The sequence below is a fragment of the Vibrio sp. AIC-3 genome (assembly GCF_013114515.1).
Lineage (GTDB): Bacteria > Pseudomonadota > Gammaproteobacteria > Enterobacterales > Vibrionaceae > Vibrio > Vibrio crassostreae_C.
In genome coordinates this window covers 160,355-180,308 of sequence record NZ_VTXG01000002.1, presented here as the reverse complement: position 1 = coordinate 180,308, position 19,954 = coordinate 160,355, and the positions used below count along the sequence as shown (strand labels likewise).

Here is a 19,954-nt window from a genome sequence, read left to right as displayed (position 1 = left end):
ATTGTATGAAAGTATTTAGTAAGTCTCGTTTAGCGACGTGTGTGTTAACGGCCATTCCTGTGATGGCGGTAGCGAAAGACACAGGTAAGCTTGAAAAACTCGGTTCTGAGACGACTGGCATTGAAATCACTAAGCCGAACCAAGATCAAGATAGTTCGCGTATTTACCTAGAACAAGGCGCTATTTGGGCAAGCCGCGACATCACTCGCTTTGACCCAGTGCTCGACGTCAGTGTTAGCGATGAATTAGAAGTGGAACAAGGCACATTGCGTGACAGTGTCGGTTTCACCATCACCACCAACTATGGTTACTACATCAAAAAGTACCAGTTGGAAGTGTACCGAGTGGGTGACTTTGGTCTGTCTGAGCCAATCGCTGTGCTTGAAGGCGATAAACTGGCGAACGACTCTGACATCAATTGGGATGGTCAAACTGATGTTGATTATCAGTTTGAGGTCGGTGAGCAGCTGATGTTCCGCCTAAAAGCGTGGGACAAAGATGGCAACATGGATGTGACCACCGTTGGTGTGACTGACTTAGTTAAGCCGGACTCTGAAGTCGATATCGACCGAAACGATAACGACGATGAAGAGAGCAAAGGTAAAAGTTACGGACAGGCAAAGCTGATGCGTCACAACATCCCGACCAATGCGGGCTTAGCCAAGTTCATTGGCACCGGTTTGAAAGGCGTTGATAAAGTCATCATCGGTGAAGATGAATTTGATGTCGAAGATGGCAACTTATACGCAGAGCAGTACTTACCAACAGATTCCTACATTTTCCCAACCAAGGTTGTGTTTGATAACGGTGATGAACGTCGTTACAAGCTGTACGTTCGTATTCCAGATACGTACTACGCACAAACTGGCTTGGCTGATCTTTATGTTGGTAAGAATAATGTGTCTGGTAATAGCGATGCATTAAGTGTCGATGACCAGTACCAAGATGACATCTACAACCAAGGTCGCTTAGCGTACTTTGGTCAGGGTAAATTTGGCGACAAACTTCGTGTAACGACTCACTTTGATACGCGAGAAAGTGAAATCAAAGACATGTTCAAACATCCGTTCGCCTCCGACGATTCGGATGTGTTCGATATCCTCGAAGACGACGATGAGCTTTATTACGGTAACTATGGTGACAGCTCAAACATCGAAAAAGTGGTCAACACCAAAGGCAAGGTTTACCTCAATGTTGAATACGATAAGTCTCAATACTTGTGGGGTAACTACAACACGGGTTTAACAGGCACCGAGAACAACGATTACAACCGTAGCCTCTATGGTTTCAAAGCCGATTATCGCACTCGCGATACTACACAATATGGTGAAGATCGTTTGAACGTGGTTGGTTTTACCGCAGAAGCAGACTCGTTGTATGCACACGATGAGTTCTTGGGCACAGGCGGTTCTCTGTACTTTCTTCGTCATGGTGAAGCGGTACCAGGAAGCGACAAGGTTTATGTAAAAGTAAAAGATGAATCTGGCCTAGTGCAGAATGAAATCCCACTTGAGCCGGGTGTCGACTATGATTTTGACCCATACCAAGGTCGAATTATTTTGACCAAGCCACTCGACAACATCCTATCCGATAGCTTTGGTAGCGTGATTGAAAACGGCGATGATTACGAAAACTTTCTGGTTGTCGATTATGAGTATGTTCCACAAGGTTCAGATTCATTAGACGCGATGTCTTACGGTGGTCGTGCTAAAGGTTGGATCAACGATTACGTTGGTGTTGGCGTGACGTATGCAACTCAAGAAAAGGACAACCAAGACTACGAGTCTTATGGTACGGACTTAACGTTGCGTGCAACAGAAGGTACCTACATTAAGGCTGAGTTTGCACACAGTGAAGGTACTCAAACTGAGTCGAATTTTGTCTCTGTTGATGGCGGCTTAACCTTTACGCCAATTGGCGACACATTGGAAGACCGCGAGGGCGACAGTGTCCAAATCACAGCTGTCACCAGCCTTTATGATCTTGCTCCAACCATTTTTGGTGCTGTTGGTAATGACCTGAAACTTTGGTATCGAGACAAAGACGCGGGATACAGCTACGCAAGCAGCAGCGATGATTTAGAGCAAGAGGCATACGGTGCTGAACTTCGTTTGCAAGCTACCGATCGCTTGGCGGTTCTCTCTCGCTTCTCGACCAATGAAGAGCGCGATGTCGATGGTAATCTAGAAACAGATACTGAAACGATTGAGATTGAGACTCAAGTTAAAATCACCGAGCACATTAAGGTTTCGGCGGCAGGGCAACAAACTGAAGAGCTTAACCAAAACGACGAGCACAGTGATGCCACCTTAGCGGGTGTGCGTTTGGAATACATGTGGGACAGTGAGAACAGCGTTTACGTCAAAGGGCAAAAGACCGTCGACCAGTCGGATGACTATGATGAAAACGACAGCGCGTCGATTGGTGCTGAATTCCAAGTGTTGGAAGACTTGTCTCTTGGTGGCGAATACACCGATGGCGACCGAGGCCAAGTAGCAGAAGCGACTGTGACTTACGATGTATCCGATGACCACTCAACCTACGTAACTTATGTAGATGATAACTACGAAGGCCAAAACAACGTGATTGTTGGTCAGCGTGCAGACCTGACTAGCAGTGTCGATTTCTACCAAGAGAACCAGTTTGTTGATGAAAACGATGGTCATGGCCGTATCGACTCGTACGGCTTTGGCTACGATGTGACGGAAGATGTCGAGATGGGGATCGGTTATCAGCTTGGGGAAATTGAAGATGACCAGAGCATCACCACAGAGCGTGAGTCCATCAGCTTCAATGCTTCAATTGACCTAGATGACATCACCCTAAGCCACAAATTTGAATATCGAGTGGATAAGAGTGAAGACGACCCTGACATCGCTCAGCGAGAGCTGCAACAAATCGTGACGACCAACCGTTACACGCATCACTTAACGGAAGAGTACACGCTATTTGGTAAGTACAACTACTCCATCACCGAAAGCGAAACCACGGGCGAAACCATGGCGCAATTTACCGAAGCCACTGGCGGCCTCGCGTATCGTCCGATCTACAACGATCGACTCAACTTACTGAGCCGCTACACGTATATTGCAGATTTCGATCAACTGGATCGCGATGTGGATTATCAAGACGAAACCAGCCAGATCATTGAAGTTGAAGCTATCTATTCAATCGACCAACACTGGGATGTCGGTACTAAGTACGCCCATAAAGACAAACAGCAAGCTTTTGAACGAGCGTCTGGTTCGAATGAGTTGGTCAAAAGCGATATCGACCTATACGGATTAAGTGCTTCTTACCGCGTGATGAAAGAGTGGGATGTGACGGGTGAATACCACTGGAAAACAGACACTCTCAACGATGAGCTAGAACACGGTGCATTAGTTTCGGTGAACAAGCACATCGGCGAGAACTTCAAAATGGGGATTGGTTATAACTTCTCTGCGTTTGATAGTGACTTAACCAATGATGATGACTACGACGCATCTGGTGTGTTCATTAACTTAGTCGGTAAGATCTAAGCCTGCCCAAGTGGGTCGAAAGTTAAGAGTTGAGAATTCAAAGTGACAGTTAAGAGTAAGATGAAAACAATTATTTTCCTAATAAGCGCAGTGATGAGTACTTTGCTGCTTTCCGGCTGTGCAACCGACACCTATGTGAGTCAGGAGAACCGAGACAAGTTTGCTGGCATCGATGTGTCTAAGTTTTTAATCAGCGAGTGTTTGGCGCCAGAGCGTGAGGTGCACATCGCCATCGCAGAGCATTTTGCGTTTGATAAATATCAATTACGCGACCTCGACAAGATCAACTTAGATACCTTTGTTAAAGAGATCAGAGGCTTAAAAGGGCGCATCACGATTGTCGGCCATACTGATTTCAAGGGTTCTCTCGAATATAATGAGCGCCTTTCACAGCGCCGTGCTAAATCGGTCGCAGATTATTTGAAAGGGCAACTAGACCCAACGCAATATGACTGGGAAGTGAAACATCTTGGTGAGACTCAACCTCTTCTGTTTGGTAAGACAGATAAAGACCGAGCGGAGAACCGCCGTGCATTTATCGTGTTTGAAGAAGCTCAGAAGTACGAAGAGATGCCTTTCTGTGAGCCGCCAAAACCAGAACGTAAAGTTTATATGGCAATGACGCCGCACTTCGATTTCGATAAGTCAGTACTCAAGCAAGAAGACCTAACTCAGTTAGATGACTTCACAACTAAGTTGAGCGGCCTGCAAGGTAGCATAATGGTGGCAGGGCACACCGACCAAGCGGGTTCACTTTCTTACAATGAAAAGCTGGCAGAGCGCCGCGCAGAAACGGTGGTTGAATACCTCAAAACCAAACTCGACCCTAAGCAGTTCATCTGGGAAGTGAAGTCATTTGGTAAGTTGCAGCCTGCGATTAATGAACGCTCTGAAAAAGCCGATGCATTAAACCGCCGCGCGTTCATTGTGTTCAAAGAATCTGATATTACCGCCGAACAGCAAGCTCTTGCTGGCAGTGAACAAGAAGCGGTGAGCAGCGAGAGCGAGTAGAGTTCACCGAAGAATAACGAATAGTTGCCTTTACAATAAAACGCAAAAAGCCCCATACGTTGGGGCTTTTTGTTGCTTGCTCTACGGATTAAGTTGGGTCGAAGAGCTATTCTGATGGCAAATTCTGTTTCAATTCCAGAAGCATTCGGTAGGCACTTTCTCCTGACATCTCATACGGGTTGAACTGGTCTGATGTTGAAAACTGTAAATTAACCAGTTCAGTTAGGCTAGATTGTGGAATATCACCCATAGACCAATCACCAAACTGCCTACAATCGATCTCTTTGAAATATAAAATCATGACGTTTTTGTGTCGCGTGTCATTCAAGATATGATTGTAAGTATGGTTCACTGCGGTTCTCGAACCTTCAATACATTGCAGGAAATACTTATCATTGTGGCTTAGAAGGCCTGTTAAATGGCTTTGCTTATTGCGGTCGTGTGAAATCTGAAGAATGTCGTTCAAAGCCTGAGAATCGCAACTTTCACAGAGCGTACTGACATAAATTAACCGAGTTAGGAACATAGGCATCATTTCGAATTTTTGTACAAAGGGTATTAATAAATATAAGCCAAGTTCATGGAATTGCGAGTCATTGATTTAATTGTCACTCGGTGGCTTTTGGAAGAGAAGAGGATGGGGATGAAGTAGAAAAGGGCAGGTTGCAAGATACGCTAAAATGACTCGAATGTTGGCCATTCAATTATTTTAGCGACCTGCTTGTGAGCTCGTTAGTTGTTTAGAGTTGAAATCGATTCAACGTTAGAAGAGGAATCAAATCGAACGTTGACCAACACATTTTCACGTTCGAAAGTCACATCATCAAAGTCAGTCGTTGCGATCTTAAATCCATTTCTTGCGAATAAACTCGTCACCGTTGTTCGTTGTTTCTGTTCCATAGCGCATGTCAGTAGTTCGTTCATCGTGATCTCCATTAGGTAACCGTGTGCATAGTGTAAGCGTACAGGCTCTACATTATGAGATCAATTGCTTAATCGATAAGCTATATTGATATGTTCAATTGAGTGATTCAGGTATTTAAAAGCCGGATGGATAGTGGGTAAGGGAGTTATGCGACCTATGACAAGTGGAGCGTTATGTGACCACTGTTCAGCATTCCTTGAACACGAAGTTTGTCGCAAAAATCGCGTTGAAATAAGTGGTTACAAAGCAGGAGGAATTATGCCCGCCGTTTGGTATGTTTGGTCGGTTATTGGAAATATTATCGGCCTATATCTCACTTAACTAAGTACATCGATTTACGATGAGTAGACTCCTCAATAAGCCTTCTTTTTATTTGAATTTTATATGCTAAGTGGTGTTGTTATAATTGTTATTAATTGCATAGGCTTGATTTTAATATTGCTTTGATTTATAAAACAAGCATTCGTTCATTAACTTCATGATTATATTAGTTTTTACTAACCTTTAAATAACATGGAGAAAGGCGATGAATAAGAACCAAACACGCAACAGGTTAGCGAATTTAGTGCGACTTCGTAGGTCATACAAAGCATCAGACTTTCTGGTGGGTTCTGATGAACTCCGAGTTAAAAAAGATGTGTATAGCTTACGTAAAATCAAACAGTTAGAAATTCGTCAATTGGGTCTTAAAGAAAACGCAATCAATATCGTTTCGTTGGCTTTAGTCCTCTCGGCGGCGACTTGGGCATTTGTTCCTCAGTTCGGTTTACCAATGCTTGCACTGACCTTTATTTTGGCGTTTGTTACATGGCGACGATATGAGTTGCGTGCAGAGTTTAAAGGAGCCGATGAAACTGGCGACCACTGGGTTTCCGTGGCGCGCGGTTGTACTCGAGAAGAGTTCAAAGTGTTGAAAAACGTTGAATTGGCTTTGCGCGATCAGGTGTCTTAATGGTTAGATCGGTTAAGGCTTGGGTCTTATAACCGTTAAGCTCCCATAATCAATAAAGCTCGTCATTGCATGGCGAGCTTTTTGTTTTCTGAAAAACACAGATAGTGCAGGTTACTTTGAGAGGCCAATGCTTATATGTGTAATGGGGGTTGATATGAATCTTAAGTCACGGCGTTTTTGATGCTCTTTGTGGTTTTGAATATAGGGAGAGGGTGGAAATGAATACACGAGTCAGTGAGAGTTCTTTTAAAAGGCTCATCCAGTTAGTTGGTTGTGTTTTGATTATAGTGTTGAGCAATAGTCGACTCTCCAATGCTCAAAGCATCGAGTTTCCTACTTGTGTACAGAGCGAGGTTTTGAATACAGAAATCCACCTTTATGTTGATGAATCGGTGTTAGATGAATATTCCAAAGCATTTATAGCCTCTAAAATAGCGACATGGGAAAGCTATTCGAATCTGGTGTTAAAAAACTCCTGCGTCCCTATGACGAGAAAAGTCACTAAGGTGACTTATACGTCTGAAATCGACAGCCTTTGGTTTCAAGATTTGGGCGCAGCAGAGAGGTTATTAAAACTCTCGATGGAAGAACCGATTCCAGAAACAACAGAAGACGGCGCCCCCATTTTTACTGGGATAGTATTTTCTAATTATAATTTTAGCTTTGAGTCTGATTATTGTGGTATGTCTTCTTCGGTATCCTACTTTTTTTCTTTAGCGATAAACTGCCCTGATTACTTAATGGAGCATGAAATTGGCCATTTAAGTGGTGCTAATCATGACTATAAAACGTTATTGAAAGATTTTGATAGTATAGAAAGTTACATTTCTGGAACGTATCCAAGAGCTCCTCAATATTCCTTCGGTACAATTTGTGCTGACAGAGGCACAGTGATGTCTTATGAGCGAGATGTTATACCTGCATATTCCAGCCCGGACATCAGAGTAGATGGCACAAAGTGCGGGGATAGCAAATACCACAATAATGCGAGAGTGCTTAGAGAGTTCGCACAAGCTTATTTAACCCCATGATTGCCTAGCTGCTAGATTGGTAGTCATCCGATTTAGTTACTTTATTATTAATGGTTATTATGAGATTAATGACTGCTGTGGTCGCGACTAATCCCTCTAGAACTTAGACCAAGAACCATACCTAAGCACCAAACCAAGGAGAGAAAATGCAGGTAAGTATTAGGCCCGCCATGCCAAGTGAATTGGCAGCCATTTATTCCTTGGTTATCTCAAACGATGAGTGGACGAAGTTTAACGGCCCTTATTTTCCATACTCACCGCCATCACTAGAAGAGTTTGAAAGCCGTTCGTTTCAACGGTTACTCAATGGATCCGACTTACAGTTGGTGGTTGTAGACGATGTGCCTGTAGGAACCGTCAGTTGTTATTGGGAGTGTGAAGAGACACGTTGGCTTGAAGTCGGAGTAGTCATTTATAACTCCGACTATTGGGGGAAGGGTATTGCTGCGTTAGCTCTTCCTCTTTGGGTATCTTACCTATTCGAAAACAAGCAGATAGAGCGTGTCGGTTTAACCACTTGGTCGGGTAATCCGCGGATGATGTCACTAGCTCTTAAATTAGGCTTCCAGCAAGAAGCTAGGCTAAGAAAAGTGCGTTATTACCAAGGCGAGTATTATGACTCGATTAAGTATGGTCTATTGCGTTCTGAGTGGCTGGAAAGCAAATAGCCATAATTTGAGTTAGCTTGTTGTTTTACTGAACTTTATAAGTCGTGGAGTTCAAAGTAGTCACTTGTGATCTTTAAATCTAAGACGGGCGTATTTCTTCCAGTTTATTAAGGAAGAGTATGCATGATGCTATCTAAAGAGAATGAATCAAGAATTATCGAAATGGCGTGGGAAGACAGAACGCCGTTTGAAGCAATAGAACTGCAATTTGGTTTAAATGAATCGGAAGTGATTCGTTTTATGCGTAGCCATCTCAAGCTTGGCAGTTTTAAGCTGTGGCGTTCACGTGTTTCTGGGCGCTCGACCAAGCATGTAAAACTACGCAGTTCGGACGTTTCGAGAGGTTATTGTCCGACTCAATACAAGCACCGCTAGATAGGGACTTATTTAGTCAGCCCAAATGACTTTGATTGTGGAACAATAAAGGTGGCGCAATGCACTGGACGCACAAAGACCCTCGTAATCATCACTCTCATGGTTGGTTGAAGCATAACGGGAAAGTATACGAGTAAACACCTCCGAGACTTTTCCCTTCAAGGCTATAAGATAAAAAGGAATTTTGATGTTTAAGCTGGAAACTGACAGGTTGATTCTTCGAGATATGAGTATCGAAGACGAGTGTGCCTTTGTTGCGATCTCTCAAGACGCAAAGTATCAGCGTTTCTATGATGAAAGTGATTGCGAACCTAACAAATATCGAGAGCTAACTCAGTTGTTTGTTGCACAGGCTTTGGAAGTACCACGCCAGTCCTATCAGCTAGCTGTTGAAAGCAAAGATTCGGGGAAGTTTATTGGAACCGTTTGTTTACGTCTTGAACGCGATAAACAAGCTTCAATGGGCTGTGCTTTATCGAGGGAAACTCAGGGAAAAGGGCTTTCTATAGAAGCATCTTAAGCCCTCGCTGATTTTGGTTTCTCAGAGTTAGGCATACACCGTATCTACGCCGAAACCATCAGCAAGAACTTGGCTGCGATTAAATTATGTAAGTCACTGGGAATGAAACAAGAAGCGTGTTTTAAAGCTCATCGATTCTTCAAAGGTCAATGGTGGGATACAGTTGTGTTGGCGGTTGTTCGATCTGATTGGGGAAAGGCTTAGTGATGGAAAGTGAAAGGCTCAAATTAACCCCTCCATCATTAAAATACAGCGAAGAGATGTGTGAGGTGATAAATGAGTGCAAGGCCGAGTTTTCCCCATTCTTACCTTGGGTTTCTGATTCTCTAACTAAAGAGCAGCTAGAACTTAACATTCAAGATGCTACCAATAATTTCGCCAACTTTACTGGCGAGTTCTGGTTCAATATTATTGAAAAGCAAACAGGGGCATTTATCGGGGCTATTGGCTTTATGATCAGAGACGATACTGTCCCTTACTTTGAAATCGGCTACTGGTTGCAAACATCAAAAACGGGCTTGGGTTACGTGAGTGAAGCTGTCCGAATTATCGAAGAATATGCATTCACTCAAAAAGGTGCGAAAAGAGTCGAAATTAGGATGGCAGGCTCGAATCTTAAAAGTCAGGCCGTCGCCAAACGATGTGGCTATCAACTTGAAGATCGCTTAGCCAATGATCGACGTTTGCCATCAGGAGATATGGACAGCACGTTCGTTTACGCCAAAATAAGCCATTCTTAAATGTGTGCTGTTGATTCTTAATGTGTGGCACTTTTATTGAGAGAAACCGTAAATTCCCAAGTACTCTGAAAGACCAACATTTAGCGCTTAGTTATCTGGCTCATCGTCTACAGTGACGTCACCATTCATTGAGTTGTAGTCAATGGAAATTCCCGGTACGACTCGATAATGATAGATACACTGATCCGTCTGTATATATTCAGCAATGTAGTCGGTTTCTTCTGGTGAATTGAAACTTGAAATACTAGGTGGATCGAGGAGCAGTGCGCCCCATACCGAAATGCAATCTTCAGCGTTATCTAATCTTGGAGATTCTTCAGGTAAGTGCCATTGCTGGGCTGGATATCCCCATTCATTGAAGTCAAGCTGGCCGGTCGCGGAGTCATCATAGATAGGGACGTTTGTGGAAGCACCGCCACCGTTTGAGGTTAAATTTTTTGAATAGGCAAGATCGACACCTGTTTTAAAAGAGGCTCCAGTGCCTTTTACAACTGCAATATGAGAATCAGTACTTACGTTGAGGAACCTTGGAGCAGCAGTTACGGCGAGTATTCCAAGGATCACAATAACGACAACAAGCTCAATAAGTGTAAAACCGTTCTTTTTCATTTAGCACCTCTTTTTAAGGTCGCTAGTATGCATTATAAGTTACTATTACCAAAGGGAATGTCCTTGTTTTAGTGGTAATTTAAATGCTCAATAATGAATGTTGTGATTAAGGTAACTTATATTTTATAAATCCCATGCGTATGGTTTAAGTGCTGTGTATCTCACTTTGATATTAATTTTAGTTCTATGAAGGTTTGGCAATTAATGAATATCGTTGAAACGGTAAAGCTTCATCTTTCAGACGTTGGTTATCCAGAGGCTAGTGTTAAAACAGGGCTGGTTCGATCTATATCGGCGCTCGTTTTTAAAACCATCAAAAATAAAGATATCTCTAATGTTTTGTCCCTGTGTACTCAATTGCTTGAAGAAAGGGATTGGGCGTTAGGTGTTATTGCTTACGACTGGGCTTTTAGAGTAAGAAAACAATATTCGAAAGAAACGTTTCCAATCTTTGAGCATTGGTTAATGGAGTATGTCACTGACTGGAATGATTGTGATGACTTCTGCACTCATGCGTTTGGTGAGTTACTGTCTCAATACAATGAGTTGTTCGAACTCACAACCAAATGGGTCGAGCATTCGAATTTTGCTGTACGTAGAGCTGCTGCAGTCATCTTAATTTATCCGATCAATCAGAATCGATACTCAGCGTTGGCTCCGCTTTGTGTAGCAGACCTATTGCTAGAAGATGGACATGACCTCGTGCAGAAAGGATATGGTTGGATGCTTAAAGTCCTCAGTAAAAAGGAACCTCAACAGGTTATTGGTTATTTAAACGCTAAGCATGCCGCAATACCAAGAGTTGCTTTTCTCTACGCGATTGAAAAGCTGGACGATAAAACTAAGCGAGAGTTAATGTTACTTTAACCACTGGCACTCCTCAAATCATCATCAGAATCCGGTGTGATTAATTATAACGATTAAATAGGAACCCAAGGTGCAAGAACAAACTAGAGGACTCGATCGAGAAGGGTTCATTCAAAATCTTTATTCGCCAAAGAACATTGCGCCTGAATTTCAAGAAGTGGTGTCAGCAGTCGTTGATTCGTTGCTAAGAGAACTTCCAAGTCAAGTTGATGGTATCTACTTGTATGGAAGCGTGCCTAGAGGAACGGCCATTGTTGGTCGCTCTGATTTGGATGTTTCTATCGTACTCGCTACGCCTGTTGGTCAGAGAGAAAAGGAAGTATTTAACCTACTTTCCGACACCATACCCCAAACCTATCCTCAAGTGACTAAGCTTGATATTGATCCAGGGTCTCTCTCAGAGGTTCTGCAGCCCAACGAAGAATTCCATTGGCAGTTTTGGCTCAAGCATTGCTGCTGTTGTGTTTGGGGGAATGATTTATCTAATGAGTTCCCACTATACAAACCAAGCATTGAAATCGCTCAAGCTCTCAATGGTGACTTGTCTACTTTTCTTGAGCAAATGCCCTCGAGTTTCAAAACAATGACTGATGCGGATGTCGCTAAGGTGATTGGAAAGAAGTTGGTTCGAGTTGCGTATTACTTTGTGGCTGAGCAAGACGGCAGCTGGTACACCAACCTGAGCCAGTGTGCTGCAGTCGCCAAGCGCTATTACTCCAATCAAAGCGACGATATTGAGCTAGCTCATCAATACGCTCTCGGAAATTTGATATCTAAAACAGAAGCTTTTGAATTGTATGAAAGGCTGAGTAAAAAGCTTGTTGTAAATTAAGCATTAACACAAGCTAGAACAACAAACTTAACTACCTTTGTAACGGCTTTAGGAAAATTAGATGGATGTCCACGAGTGTGTTTCTTTTATCATGCTGAAGGAATCGCAGGTATTACTAGAAAAGCGTAGTGAGTCTAGGGAGACCGATCCCGGTTTAATCACTATACCTGGCGGCCATATTGAACACGGTGAAAACCAGGTTCAGGCGCTGTTTCGTGAACTTGATGAAGAGCTTAATGTTGTTCCGATTGATTACCAATACTTGTGTTCGCTTTACCATCCTACGAAGGAACTTCAGTTGATTCATTATTTTATCGTGAGTGACTGGAAAGGAGATATCACCGCTCAAGAGACTGATGATGTTAAGTGGTATTCACTAGGTTCAGCTCCTGTTGGTATAGCAGCCGATGGTATTGCTTTGAAAGAAGTAGAGCGCGTGGGTAGGTATCTTTAGTTTGGATTCGATAAGATGTTTTGGACGTTTTTTGAGGGCTCAAAAACGGTGAAACCCCGATGTTGGTAGCATCGGGGTTTCGAATTTCTAGATTTCTCGACTGGTAAGATCGATTATCTTTTCTATGCAGAAGGCTGGATTAATCCAATCTTATTCCTTGGTAGGGAATTAGATGCGGATGAAGTCCATGTGCTCAACTTTTGGCTTGAACGCGTGACGTTGAACGTCTTGTGGCTTAACCTTAACTTCTGCGCCGTCAATCAGTAGAGTGATTGCTTCGTAGAATTCAGGCTTGTCCATTTGGTTGATCACGTCAGCGTGAACAAGTTCGATAGCTACAGCTTCAGCTTCGCCACCGTAGATTACAGCTGGGAATTTACCAGCGTGACGTAGGCGGCGGCTCGCACCTTTACCTAGTTCAGTACGTACTACTGCTTCAAATTTCATAGTTTTACTCTCAAATTAGTAAAAATTAACTTCACACCTCAATGCGACCTTGAGTGTGTGGTAATGCTTAAACATAAAAGTTCATGCTTAAGCGAGCGCGGATACTAACATCACATTCCAATATGAGCAAGTCAGAAGCCCATCTCAAAGTGAATTTCCTTCGATAATGGGTTCGTTTGGAGATAAAACGTTCGCTAACGCTTGTTTAGCGCATTTTACTCCCTTTTACATCGCAATCCTTATCTATTTATATCACTGCTAAATCATCAAGTTAATGAACGGAAAATGAATGTTTGCCTAAGACTTGGTTAAGTCTTAGTTCGTTAATCTTAGTGTTAATTAAACAGCAGAATGAATAGGTGAAAATATGAAACCGGTAAGCATTGTCGTAATTACGCTAAACGAAGAGAAACGCATTAGCCGCTTAATGGAAGAGTTGAGCGTGCAAACCCACCAAGAGTTTGAAGTGATTGTTGTCGACTCGAACAGTGAAGATAACACCAGAGAAGTGGCGCAAGCTTATGAAAACGCGTTGCCAAAATTAACGGTGCATCACATGGAAAACCGTGGTGTGAGCCTTGGCCGAAACACGGGTGCTTCATTGGCGCAATACAACCGAATCCTTTTCTTAGATGCTGACGTGAGCTTGCCTCGAAACTTCCTTGCGAAAGCGCTTTATGAACTAGAAGAGAAGAAGCTTGAAGTGGCGGGTGTGTACATGAGCTCGAAAGGTTTGCCGCTTGTACACAAGTTTGGTTACGGGCTATTTAACGCAGGCTTGTTTACTACTCAGTTCTTTTTCCCGACGGCGATTGGCGCATGTATTTTCTCGACTAAACGAGCGCATGATGAGATCGGCGGTTTCGATGAAGAGATCGTCCTGTGTGAAGACTGTGACTACGTAAAACGTGCGAGCAAAACATGGCGATTTAGATTCCTGAATATGACCTTTGGTTTTGACCCACGTCGTTTAGACCAAGATGGCGTTGTGAAGACAGGCTCAACTTATCTTAAAGCCAATGTAAGACGCTTCTTCAAAGGCGAAATGCGTAACAACGAGATGAACTACAAGTTTGGTCACTACAAAGAACAGTAAGTATTGAGGTTGTTATGTTTGATGGACTAGGGCTGTTTCTGGGGGCATTGGGTGATGCTCTCATTGGCCCAAACCTATTTGTACCGGGAGAGCCCTTCTTTATCGCAGCGGGCTTTCAACTGTATTCAGGTGCATGGATGGCGTTGGTTTTGGTGATGCTAGGCGGTTTGCTTGGTGACCAACTCAGTTATTTCATTGGTTATAAATACGGTGCTAAGGCGCAACGAAGGCTCATTAAGTTTCGTCCTAAAACCAAAAGATTGATCGCGCGCTGCCGCTATCTGGTTGCTCGTAAAGGCACATACATCATTCTTTTTGCTCGCTTATTAGGGCCTATCGCTTGGGTTGTGCCATTTATAGCTGGCTCGCATCGTGTACCGTGGCGTAATTTTAGTGTGTTGGCGTTTATCGGTTTGGCCCTTGGTGGAGGGCAGTTCATTGCTTGGGGCATGTTACTGGCGCACGGCGTTGAAAACTTCCCGTGGCTTAATAGCCTTAAGATATTTATCTCGGAGCATAATAGCTTGATCGTTGGTGTGTTCGCGGTATTAGTCTTCACCATTATCGGTTACCGAATGAAGTGGCGATGCTTAGTACTTAAGTCTAGTGCGCTGTTGTTGGCGTGGGTATTGTTTGCGAACTACGCTCACTTTTTCTGGAAAGCGGATGACTTTCAGAATCAACCAGAGACGGCTCAAATAAACAAAGTCGACTGGAACTCGGTTACCTATAAAGCGTTCCCCGGTAAATCTTCGTTCTACTCGGCGCAAGCGATCAACGTAATTTATGTTGGAGCAACCCCAAGAGATTTAATGAAGCAATTAGGCTGGATAGAGAATCAAACCTTCTCTCGAAATGAGATTGAATGGGTTGGTTATCTCGCATTGCTTAGAGAAAAAACGCCGCCAGTGTCTGATTTATATTGGCGAGACAAGCCGCAAGATATGGCTTTTCAATTGCCGGGTAACCTGATGAAGCGCAGCCATATTCGTTGGTGGCGTGCAGGTGTTGATATTAAAACTAACCAGCCTCAGTGGTTAGGCGCAATTAGCTATGATGATGGCCTTAAAGTCACGCCTTACTCAGGCATTGTGACCGTGCTTCATAACATTGACCCTAATGTTGATGAAGAGCGAGATCGGCTTGCTAATCAGATACGAACGTTACTACCAGACATCGAGTTAGACAAGTACCCATTAGCAACGGTGGAAGTGATCAATGACGATCATGACTATTACACTGATGGCCGGGTATTAACGATTGGAGCAACGACCCTTAGTGATAATTCACAAACTTTGGATGTTGCTGTGAACGATATATAGAGTTGTATATAAGGTCGATAGAATTAAGCCCTAGCATTACGTTAGGGCTTATTGTGTTTAACTTTTACTTTGCTTGTTCAGCCTTTACTTATTTTAAGCACCAGAGAAGCTTTTAAGCCGCCCATTGAGCTCTTACTGAGCGTTAGGCTGCCTCGGTAACTGTGTGCCATTTCATTTACGATATTAAGTCCTAAGCCTGTTCCTGGTGTGGTTTCATCAAGTCGAACGCCACGTTTGGTCACTTGCTCAAGCTTCTCTTCAGGAATGCCTTGGCCATCATCTTCAATCACCAACTCTATGTTGCCATCGTCGAGTTCATTTGCATGGACGCGAATAACGCTGCCCGCCCACTTGTAACTGTTCTCGAGTAGGTTGCCGACCATTTCATCAAGGTCGGTTTTTTCTACTGCCACTTCAATCTCAGAGTCTAGCTCGTTAATCATGGTGACTTCATTGGCGGCATAAACTTTATCAAACGCCATTGAGATCGCTTCGACACGCTCACAAGGTGAAGACTTCACCGAAAGAATGTTCATTGCACCTGCCATACGAGCGCGGCCAAGGTGATAATCGATTTGGCTTTGAATCTGATTAATGGGCTGTCGTAGCAGTGCCTTGTCATCCTCTGGAAGTCGCTCTATCTCATTTTTCAGAACTGAAAGCGGTGTTTTCAACGCGTGAGATAAGTTACCCGCGTGGTTACGAGCTCGTTCTAATAGTTCTTGATAGTGAAAGAGCAGGGCATTGAGGTCCGAGACTAATGGAGAAACTTCTTTTGGGTAGTTATCGCTTAACCCTTGTTGCTCGCCGTTTCTTAGCATTACCAGTTCGCGTTGCATCTTGCTGAGCGGTAATAACGACCAACTGACTTGAATACCGATCAACATCAGCACGCCAACAAACAGCAACATTAGGATCAACCAGACTTGACCAGTAAGCTCGGTCAGTGTGGATTCTAATGGATCTTCATCAATACCAATGGTGATCGTGACAGGGTCGCTCAGTTCAGGCAGGTAGATATCTTGCTCGATGTAAATCAGCTTTTCTTTCTCTGGCCCTTTGACTGATGTGTGAATCGGTGAACGCTTGATGGTGAGGTCTTTATCCCATAGCGAGCGAGATCGAATGATCTGCTCTTGGGTAGCGGCGCGCCAATAAATACCACTGTAGGGCTGGTTGAACCTAGGATCAGACAGACGCTCTGCCATGATCAGGTTACCACTGTCATTGGTTTCGATATTGGCGGTTAACTCATCCATGGTTAAGCCAAGCTGCTGCTTCATGTCATCGACGAGGTAGTCGTTAACCAGTTTCGGAATCCCGACACCAGCCGCTAATATCATCGCACCTAGCCAAAAAGCCGCAGCAAGGAGCAAGCGGCTTTTTAAACTGATGTTTTTAAGTGTTCGTTTCTTTAGATTCATGCATTTCCAACCTGCCTTTGCTCATCGTAACTTATCGTATTGCGATGATCAGAACAGGCTGTCCACTTAATTAATGGTTGCTCTTGGCGTGATTGACGACTGAGCTATTCAGCATTCAGTTGGTAGCCAAGGCCACGAACGGTTTTGATGATCTTTGGTGCGATTTTCTTACGAATACGACCGATGAACACTTCAACCGTGTTTGAGTCTCGGTCGAAGTCTTGCTTGTAGATATGCTCAACCAACTCAGTGCGCGAGATAACCTTATTTTGGTTATGCATGAAGTACGCAACAACTTTATATTCTAGCGCCGTGAGGCTAACCGCTTGACCTTGCCACAACACTTTAGAGCTGCGTGTGTCTAGGCTTAAATCACCAATTTGAAGTATAGGAGCAGCACTGCCTGACGCTCGGCGTAGTTGAGCACGAATGCGGGCTATCAGCTCGACCATTTCGAATGGTTTAGTTAGGTAGTCATCAGCACCGGCGTTCAAGCCCTCAACACGTTGAGTTAGCGTGTCACGAGCACTTAAGATAATCACTGGCGTGTTGATGTTTTCGTCTCGAATGCCTTTTAATACCGTTAGGCCGTCAAGCTTAGGTAAACCTAAATCGAGGACAATCGCGTCCCATTCTTCTGACGTTGCACGGTAGAGTGCGTCGATACCATCTTGAGAGAGCTCTGGAACCCAGTCGGCCCCCTCAAGTGTTTCAATAATTTGTTGGCCCAAACGAGGCTCATCTTCAACGACTAAAATTTTCATAATTGTTCTTCTAATTTCTTCTAATGACTGTTCGTCGTGCTTAGCTCTTCGTCGTACGTAACTAGTCGCCGTGTTTAATTGCGTCTTTAAAGTTGCGGCCTTTGATCATAAGCATTTCTAACGTCTCAGCGTTGTATTCGACTTTGATGATGTTGTTTTGGTAATTGATTTTTAGTTCATACACCCAAATGTCGTCATCTTCTTCTAGTTCTACTTTAATGATTCTGCCATGAAGATCGTTTTCAACCGCCGCATACATTTCTGAGAAAGGGCGAATGTAGCCTTCTCGTACGGCTTCATAGACTTCGTCTTGATCTTCTTCAAATTCGATACGGGTTCCCGCTTTATGGACATCTTGTACAAGATCATGACCGTTATGATCTAAGTCAGCCCACGCACTAGCGGCGACACATAAGCCTAAGCTTAAAGAAAACATAGAAATCATAACTTTACTAAACATAGCGAATCCTAGAGAAGGTTGATAGCGTTCAGTATAAAAAAGTAATTCTGAACAGAAAGTGAACCTGATGAATAATGAGATTTAGGTTCTCAAAAAATGAGATGTTAACGTTGCTGAAGCTCGTCTTCGAATATCTTGTCTCTCATTTTCCAAAAACGCCCGACTTTACGTGCAATCACGAATTGAGGTGGGCGGAATCTATGTTGGTGAGCAACCACTTTCGTTGGTGAAGCTTCCTCAAAAGGGCGGTGTCTGTCAGCAAGGTGAGGGCGAACAAACTGGTCTTTAAAGTTCTGCTTCTGTTTCTTGGTGGTTAATGACCAAAATTCATGCACTTGTGCTTGGTTTTCGCCACGGTAAGTGACTTTAAGTTGCGACTTACCTTTGTCGCCCTTGAGAACGTTCAAGTCCATCTCTAAACACTCAAACACCAAGGCATCTTTTAAGTTCAGTGCTTCTTTAAGTTTTTTATCTGGGTCGACTAAGGTTGCATCGCACTCATGGCAAATGCGCGCGGCAATGTCGTTGTCAGCGCCGCATTCACCGCAGTATTTGGCTCGGAAGCGATAATTACAGTGCTCGCGCTCGCCCGTGTCTTCATCGGTAAAGTAGCCTTGGCATTTGCGCCCAAAGTGCTCAAGCAAGAAGCCATTGCTGTCTAGCTTGCCCCAAAAGTTATTATTGAAGCCGCACGCAGGGCAAGGGATGGTGATGATTTCACTGTCTGAATCGGGTTTAGGGTCGCCAACCTCAGGTTGGTAGAGGTCGTAACTGTTGCCCGCATAGTCGAGCACCAAACACTCTTTTTTACCCGGAGATAGGCGTAAGCCACGGCCAACGATTTGTTGATACAAACTGATGGATTCTGTCGGGCGCAAAATCGCGATTAAATCGACGTGTGGCGCATCAAAACCTGTGGTTAATACCGATACGTTAACCAAAAACTTGATTTTACGTTCTTTGAAGTCGCTGATAATTTGGTCACGTTCGAGAGTTGGTGTATCACCAATCACAATTGAAGCTTCACCTTCTGGCAATAAGCCGAGGATCTCTTGCGCGTGTCGAACGGTCGCAGCGAATACCATGATGCCTAGTTTATCTTGGGCTAGGTGAATAATCTGATCGACAATCTGTGGGGTCGCTCGTTTCGATTGCTCGATCACCATGTCGAGTTCTGCTTCTTTGTAGCGACCAGTGCTCGCGGGCTTTAACTGCGAAAAGTCATAGCTCAACACGGGTGCATCAATCATGCGTGCAGGAGTTAAGAAACCTTCATCGAGCAGGTAACGAATCGGCAGCTCAAAGATACAGTCGCGGAAGAAACGTGGCTCATCTGAACGCACTTGACCGCGAGTGTGGTATTGATAAATCCAACCCATCCCAAGACGATATGGGGTCGCTGTTAATCCAAGCACCTTGATGCCCGAATTATTCTCGCGTAAGTGAGTGATGACTTTCTGATAACTACTGGTCTTTTCATCGGGAACACGGTGGCATTCGTCGATAACCAACAGCGAAAATTGGTTAGAGAATGAATCGAGATTTCGCACCACAGATTGCACCGAAGCAAACACGACTTGTTGGTCGGTCTCTTTGCGTCCTAAACCCGCAGAGAAAATCGAGCCTTTCAGCCCGTAACCTTCATACTTTTCATGGTTCTGTTCAACCAATTCTTTTACGTGAGCAAGCACCAACACTCGACCTTTCGCAAGCCTTGCTAACTCTGCAATCACAAGGCTTTTTCCTGCACCTGTCGGAAGCACGAGCACTGCCGGAGTTTGGTGTTTTCTGAAGTAATGAATCACTGATTTTACAGAATCAGCTTGGTACGGGCGGAGTGTATACATATCGCGTCTTGTAAGAAGGAAAACAAATAGTGTGAAATAGCTCAACTAATTGAGCAAAGGTGACTATAATACCCGACTTAGATTAGTTG

At 43.8% G+C, this 19,954-nt stretch carries 20 protein-coding genes and 2 pseudogenes; 14 read left to right on the top strand and 8 right to left on the bottom strand.

All coding sequences use genetic code 11. The annotated features are described in order from the left end of the window. The first annotated feature begins 5 nt into the window (after positions 1 to 5). Positions 6 to 3,521 (top strand): hypothetical protein, encoded by a 3,516-nt coding sequence (locus tag F0229_RS02405; RefSeq protein WP_171732157.1) that lies wholly within the window; start codon positions 6 to 8, stop codon positions 3,519 to 3,521. A 60-nt stretch (positions 3,522 to 3,581) separates the two neighbouring features. Next, positions 3,582 to 4,532, top strand: coding sequence for an OmpA family protein (locus tag F0229_RS02400; RefSeq protein ID WP_171732156.1), 951 nt, complete (start codon positions 3,582 to 3,584; stop codon positions 4,530 to 4,532). 106 nt (positions 4,533 to 4,638) lie between these two features. Here F0229_RS02400 and F0229_RS02395 read toward each other — a convergent pair whose 3' ends face one another. Continuing rightward, positions 4,639 to 5,058 (bottom strand): BLUF domain-containing protein, encoded by a 420-nt coding sequence (locus F0229_RS02395; protein WP_017067227.1) that lies wholly within the window; start codon positions 5,056 to 5,058, stop codon positions 4,639 to 4,641. 206 nt (positions 5,059 to 5,264) lie between these two features. Further along, positions 5,265 to 5,456, bottom strand: a complete 192-nt coding sequence (locus tag F0229_RS02390; protein ID WP_137001724.1) for a hypothetical protein — start codon at positions 5,454 to 5,456, stop codon at positions 5,265 to 5,267. 527 nt (positions 5,457 to 5,983) lie between these two features. Between F0229_RS02390 and F0229_RS02385 the strand changes: the two genes are divergently transcribed. From F0229_RS02385 to F0229_RS02355, 7 genes and pseudogenes are all read left to right on the top strand, one after another. Next, complete coding sequence (locus F0229_RS02385) at positions 5,984 to 6,409, top strand: hypothetical protein (protein ID WP_171732155.1); 426 nt, start codon at positions 5,984 to 5,986, stop codon at positions 6,407 to 6,409. Between the two features lie 218 nt (positions 6,410 to 6,627). Further along, positions 6,628 to 7,440: a hypothetical protein gene (locus tag F0229_RS02380; RefSeq protein ID WP_171732154.1), complete on the top strand. Its 813-nt coding sequence runs from the start codon at positions 6,628 to 6,630 to the stop codon at positions 7,438 to 7,440. 146 nt (positions 7,441 to 7,586) lie between these two features. Further along, on the top strand, positions 7,587 to 8,108 hold the full coding sequence (locus tag F0229_RS02375) for a GNAT family N-acetyltransferase (RefSeq protein WP_017065383.1): 522 nt from the start codon (positions 7,587 to 7,589) through the stop codon (positions 8,106 to 8,108). Positions 8,109 to 8,231: 123 nt separating this feature from the next. Then, positions 8,232 to 8,483 carry a TIGR03643 family protein gene (locus F0229_RS02370; RefSeq protein WP_017065384.1) on the top strand — a complete coding sequence of 84 codons (252 nt, stop codon included), beginning with the start codon at positions 8,232 to 8,234 and terminating at the stop codon, positions 8,481 to 8,483. 38 nt (positions 8,484 to 8,521) lie between these two features. After that, positions 8,522 to 8,620: pseudogene (locus F0229_RS02365) on the top strand (DUF3465 domain-containing protein); the annotation flags it as partial. A 50-nt stretch (positions 8,621 to 8,670) separates the two neighbouring features. Beyond that, positions 8,671 to 9,207: pseudogene (locus tag F0229_RS02360) on the top strand (GNAT family N-acetyltransferase). A gap of 2 nt (positions 9,208 to 9,209) precedes the next feature. Beyond that, positions 9,210 to 9,743: a GNAT family N-acetyltransferase gene (locus F0229_RS02355; protein WP_171732217.1), complete on the top strand. Its 534-nt coding sequence runs from the start codon at positions 9,210 to 9,212 to the stop codon at positions 9,741 to 9,743. 87 nt (positions 9,744 to 9,830) lie between these two features. On the opposite strand, the gene F0229_RS02350 is transcribed toward F0229_RS02355, so the two are convergent. Then, positions 9,831 to 10,352 (bottom strand): type II secretion system protein, encoded by a 522-nt coding sequence (locus tag F0229_RS02350; protein WP_017065388.1) that lies wholly within the window; start codon positions 10,350 to 10,352, stop codon positions 9,831 to 9,833. A 204-nt stretch (positions 10,353 to 10,556) separates the two neighbouring features. Between F0229_RS02350 and F0229_RS02345 the strand changes: the two genes are divergently transcribed. From F0229_RS02345 to F0229_RS02335, 3 genes are all read left to right on the top strand, one after another. After that, positions 10,557 to 11,219 carry a DNA alkylation repair protein gene (locus tag F0229_RS02345; protein WP_171732153.1) on the top strand — a complete coding sequence of 221 codons (663 nt, stop codon included), beginning with the start codon at positions 10,557 to 10,559 and terminating at the stop codon, positions 11,217 to 11,219. A gap of 70 nt (positions 11,220 to 11,289) precedes the next feature. Then, positions 11,290 to 12,051, top strand: coding sequence for a nucleotidyltransferase domain-containing protein (locus F0229_RS02340; protein WP_171732152.1), 762 nt, complete (start codon positions 11,290 to 11,292; stop codon positions 12,049 to 12,051). 61 nt (positions 12,052 to 12,112) lie between these two features. Further along, positions 12,113 to 12,505, top strand: a complete 393-nt coding sequence (locus F0229_RS02335) for an NUDIX hydrolase (protein WP_017060354.1) — start codon at positions 12,113 to 12,115, stop codon at positions 12,503 to 12,505. A gap of 168 nt (positions 12,506 to 12,673) precedes the next feature. Here the strand turns inward: F0229_RS02335 and rplY are convergent, their stop codons facing one another. Then, positions 12,674 to 12,952 (bottom strand): 50S ribosomal protein L25, encoded by a 279-nt coding sequence (gene rplY / locus F0229_RS02330; RefSeq protein WP_017060373.1) that lies wholly within the window; start codon positions 12,950 to 12,952, stop codon positions 12,674 to 12,676. Between the two features lie 367 nt (positions 12,953 to 13,319). Here rplY and F0229_RS02325 point away from each other — a divergent pair, with 367 nt between their 5' ends. Beyond that, positions 13,320 to 14,048 (top strand): glycosyltransferase, encoded by a 729-nt coding sequence (locus F0229_RS02325; protein WP_017070601.1) that lies wholly within the window; start codon positions 13,320 to 13,322, stop codon positions 14,046 to 14,048. A gap of 14 nt (positions 14,049 to 14,062) precedes the next feature. Beyond that, positions 14,063 to 15,370, top strand: a complete 1,308-nt coding sequence (locus F0229_RS02320) for an LssY C-terminal domain-containing protein (protein WP_171732151.1) — start codon at positions 14,063 to 14,065, stop codon at positions 15,368 to 15,370. 77 nt (positions 15,371 to 15,447) lie between these two features. On the opposite strand, the gene F0229_RS02315 is transcribed toward F0229_RS02320, so the two are convergent. From F0229_RS02315 to F0229_RS02300, 4 genes are all read right to left on the bottom strand, one after another. Then, positions 15,448 to 16,794 (bottom strand): ATP-binding protein, encoded by a 1,347-nt coding sequence (locus F0229_RS02315; RefSeq protein ID WP_171732150.1) that lies wholly within the window; start codon positions 16,792 to 16,794, stop codon positions 15,448 to 15,450. Between the two features lie 104 nt (positions 16,795 to 16,898). Further along, a complete protein-coding gene (locus F0229_RS02310; RefSeq protein ID WP_017060377.1) occupies positions 16,899 to 17,558 on the bottom strand; it encodes a response regulator transcription factor in 660 nt (219 codons plus the stop codon). Between the two features lie 61 nt (positions 17,559 to 17,619). After that, entirely contained in the window at positions 17,620 to 18,018 is a 399-nt protein-coding gene (locus tag F0229_RS02305) for a PepSY domain-containing protein (RefSeq protein ID WP_171732149.1), read from the bottom strand. A gap of 104 nt (positions 18,019 to 18,122) precedes the next feature. Beyond that, positions 18,123 to 19,865 (bottom strand): DEAD/DEAH box helicase, encoded by a 1,743-nt coding sequence (locus tag F0229_RS02300; RefSeq protein WP_171732148.1) that lies wholly within the window; start codon positions 19,863 to 19,865, stop codon positions 18,123 to 18,125. Positions 19,866 to 19,954: the final 89 nt, after the last annotated feature.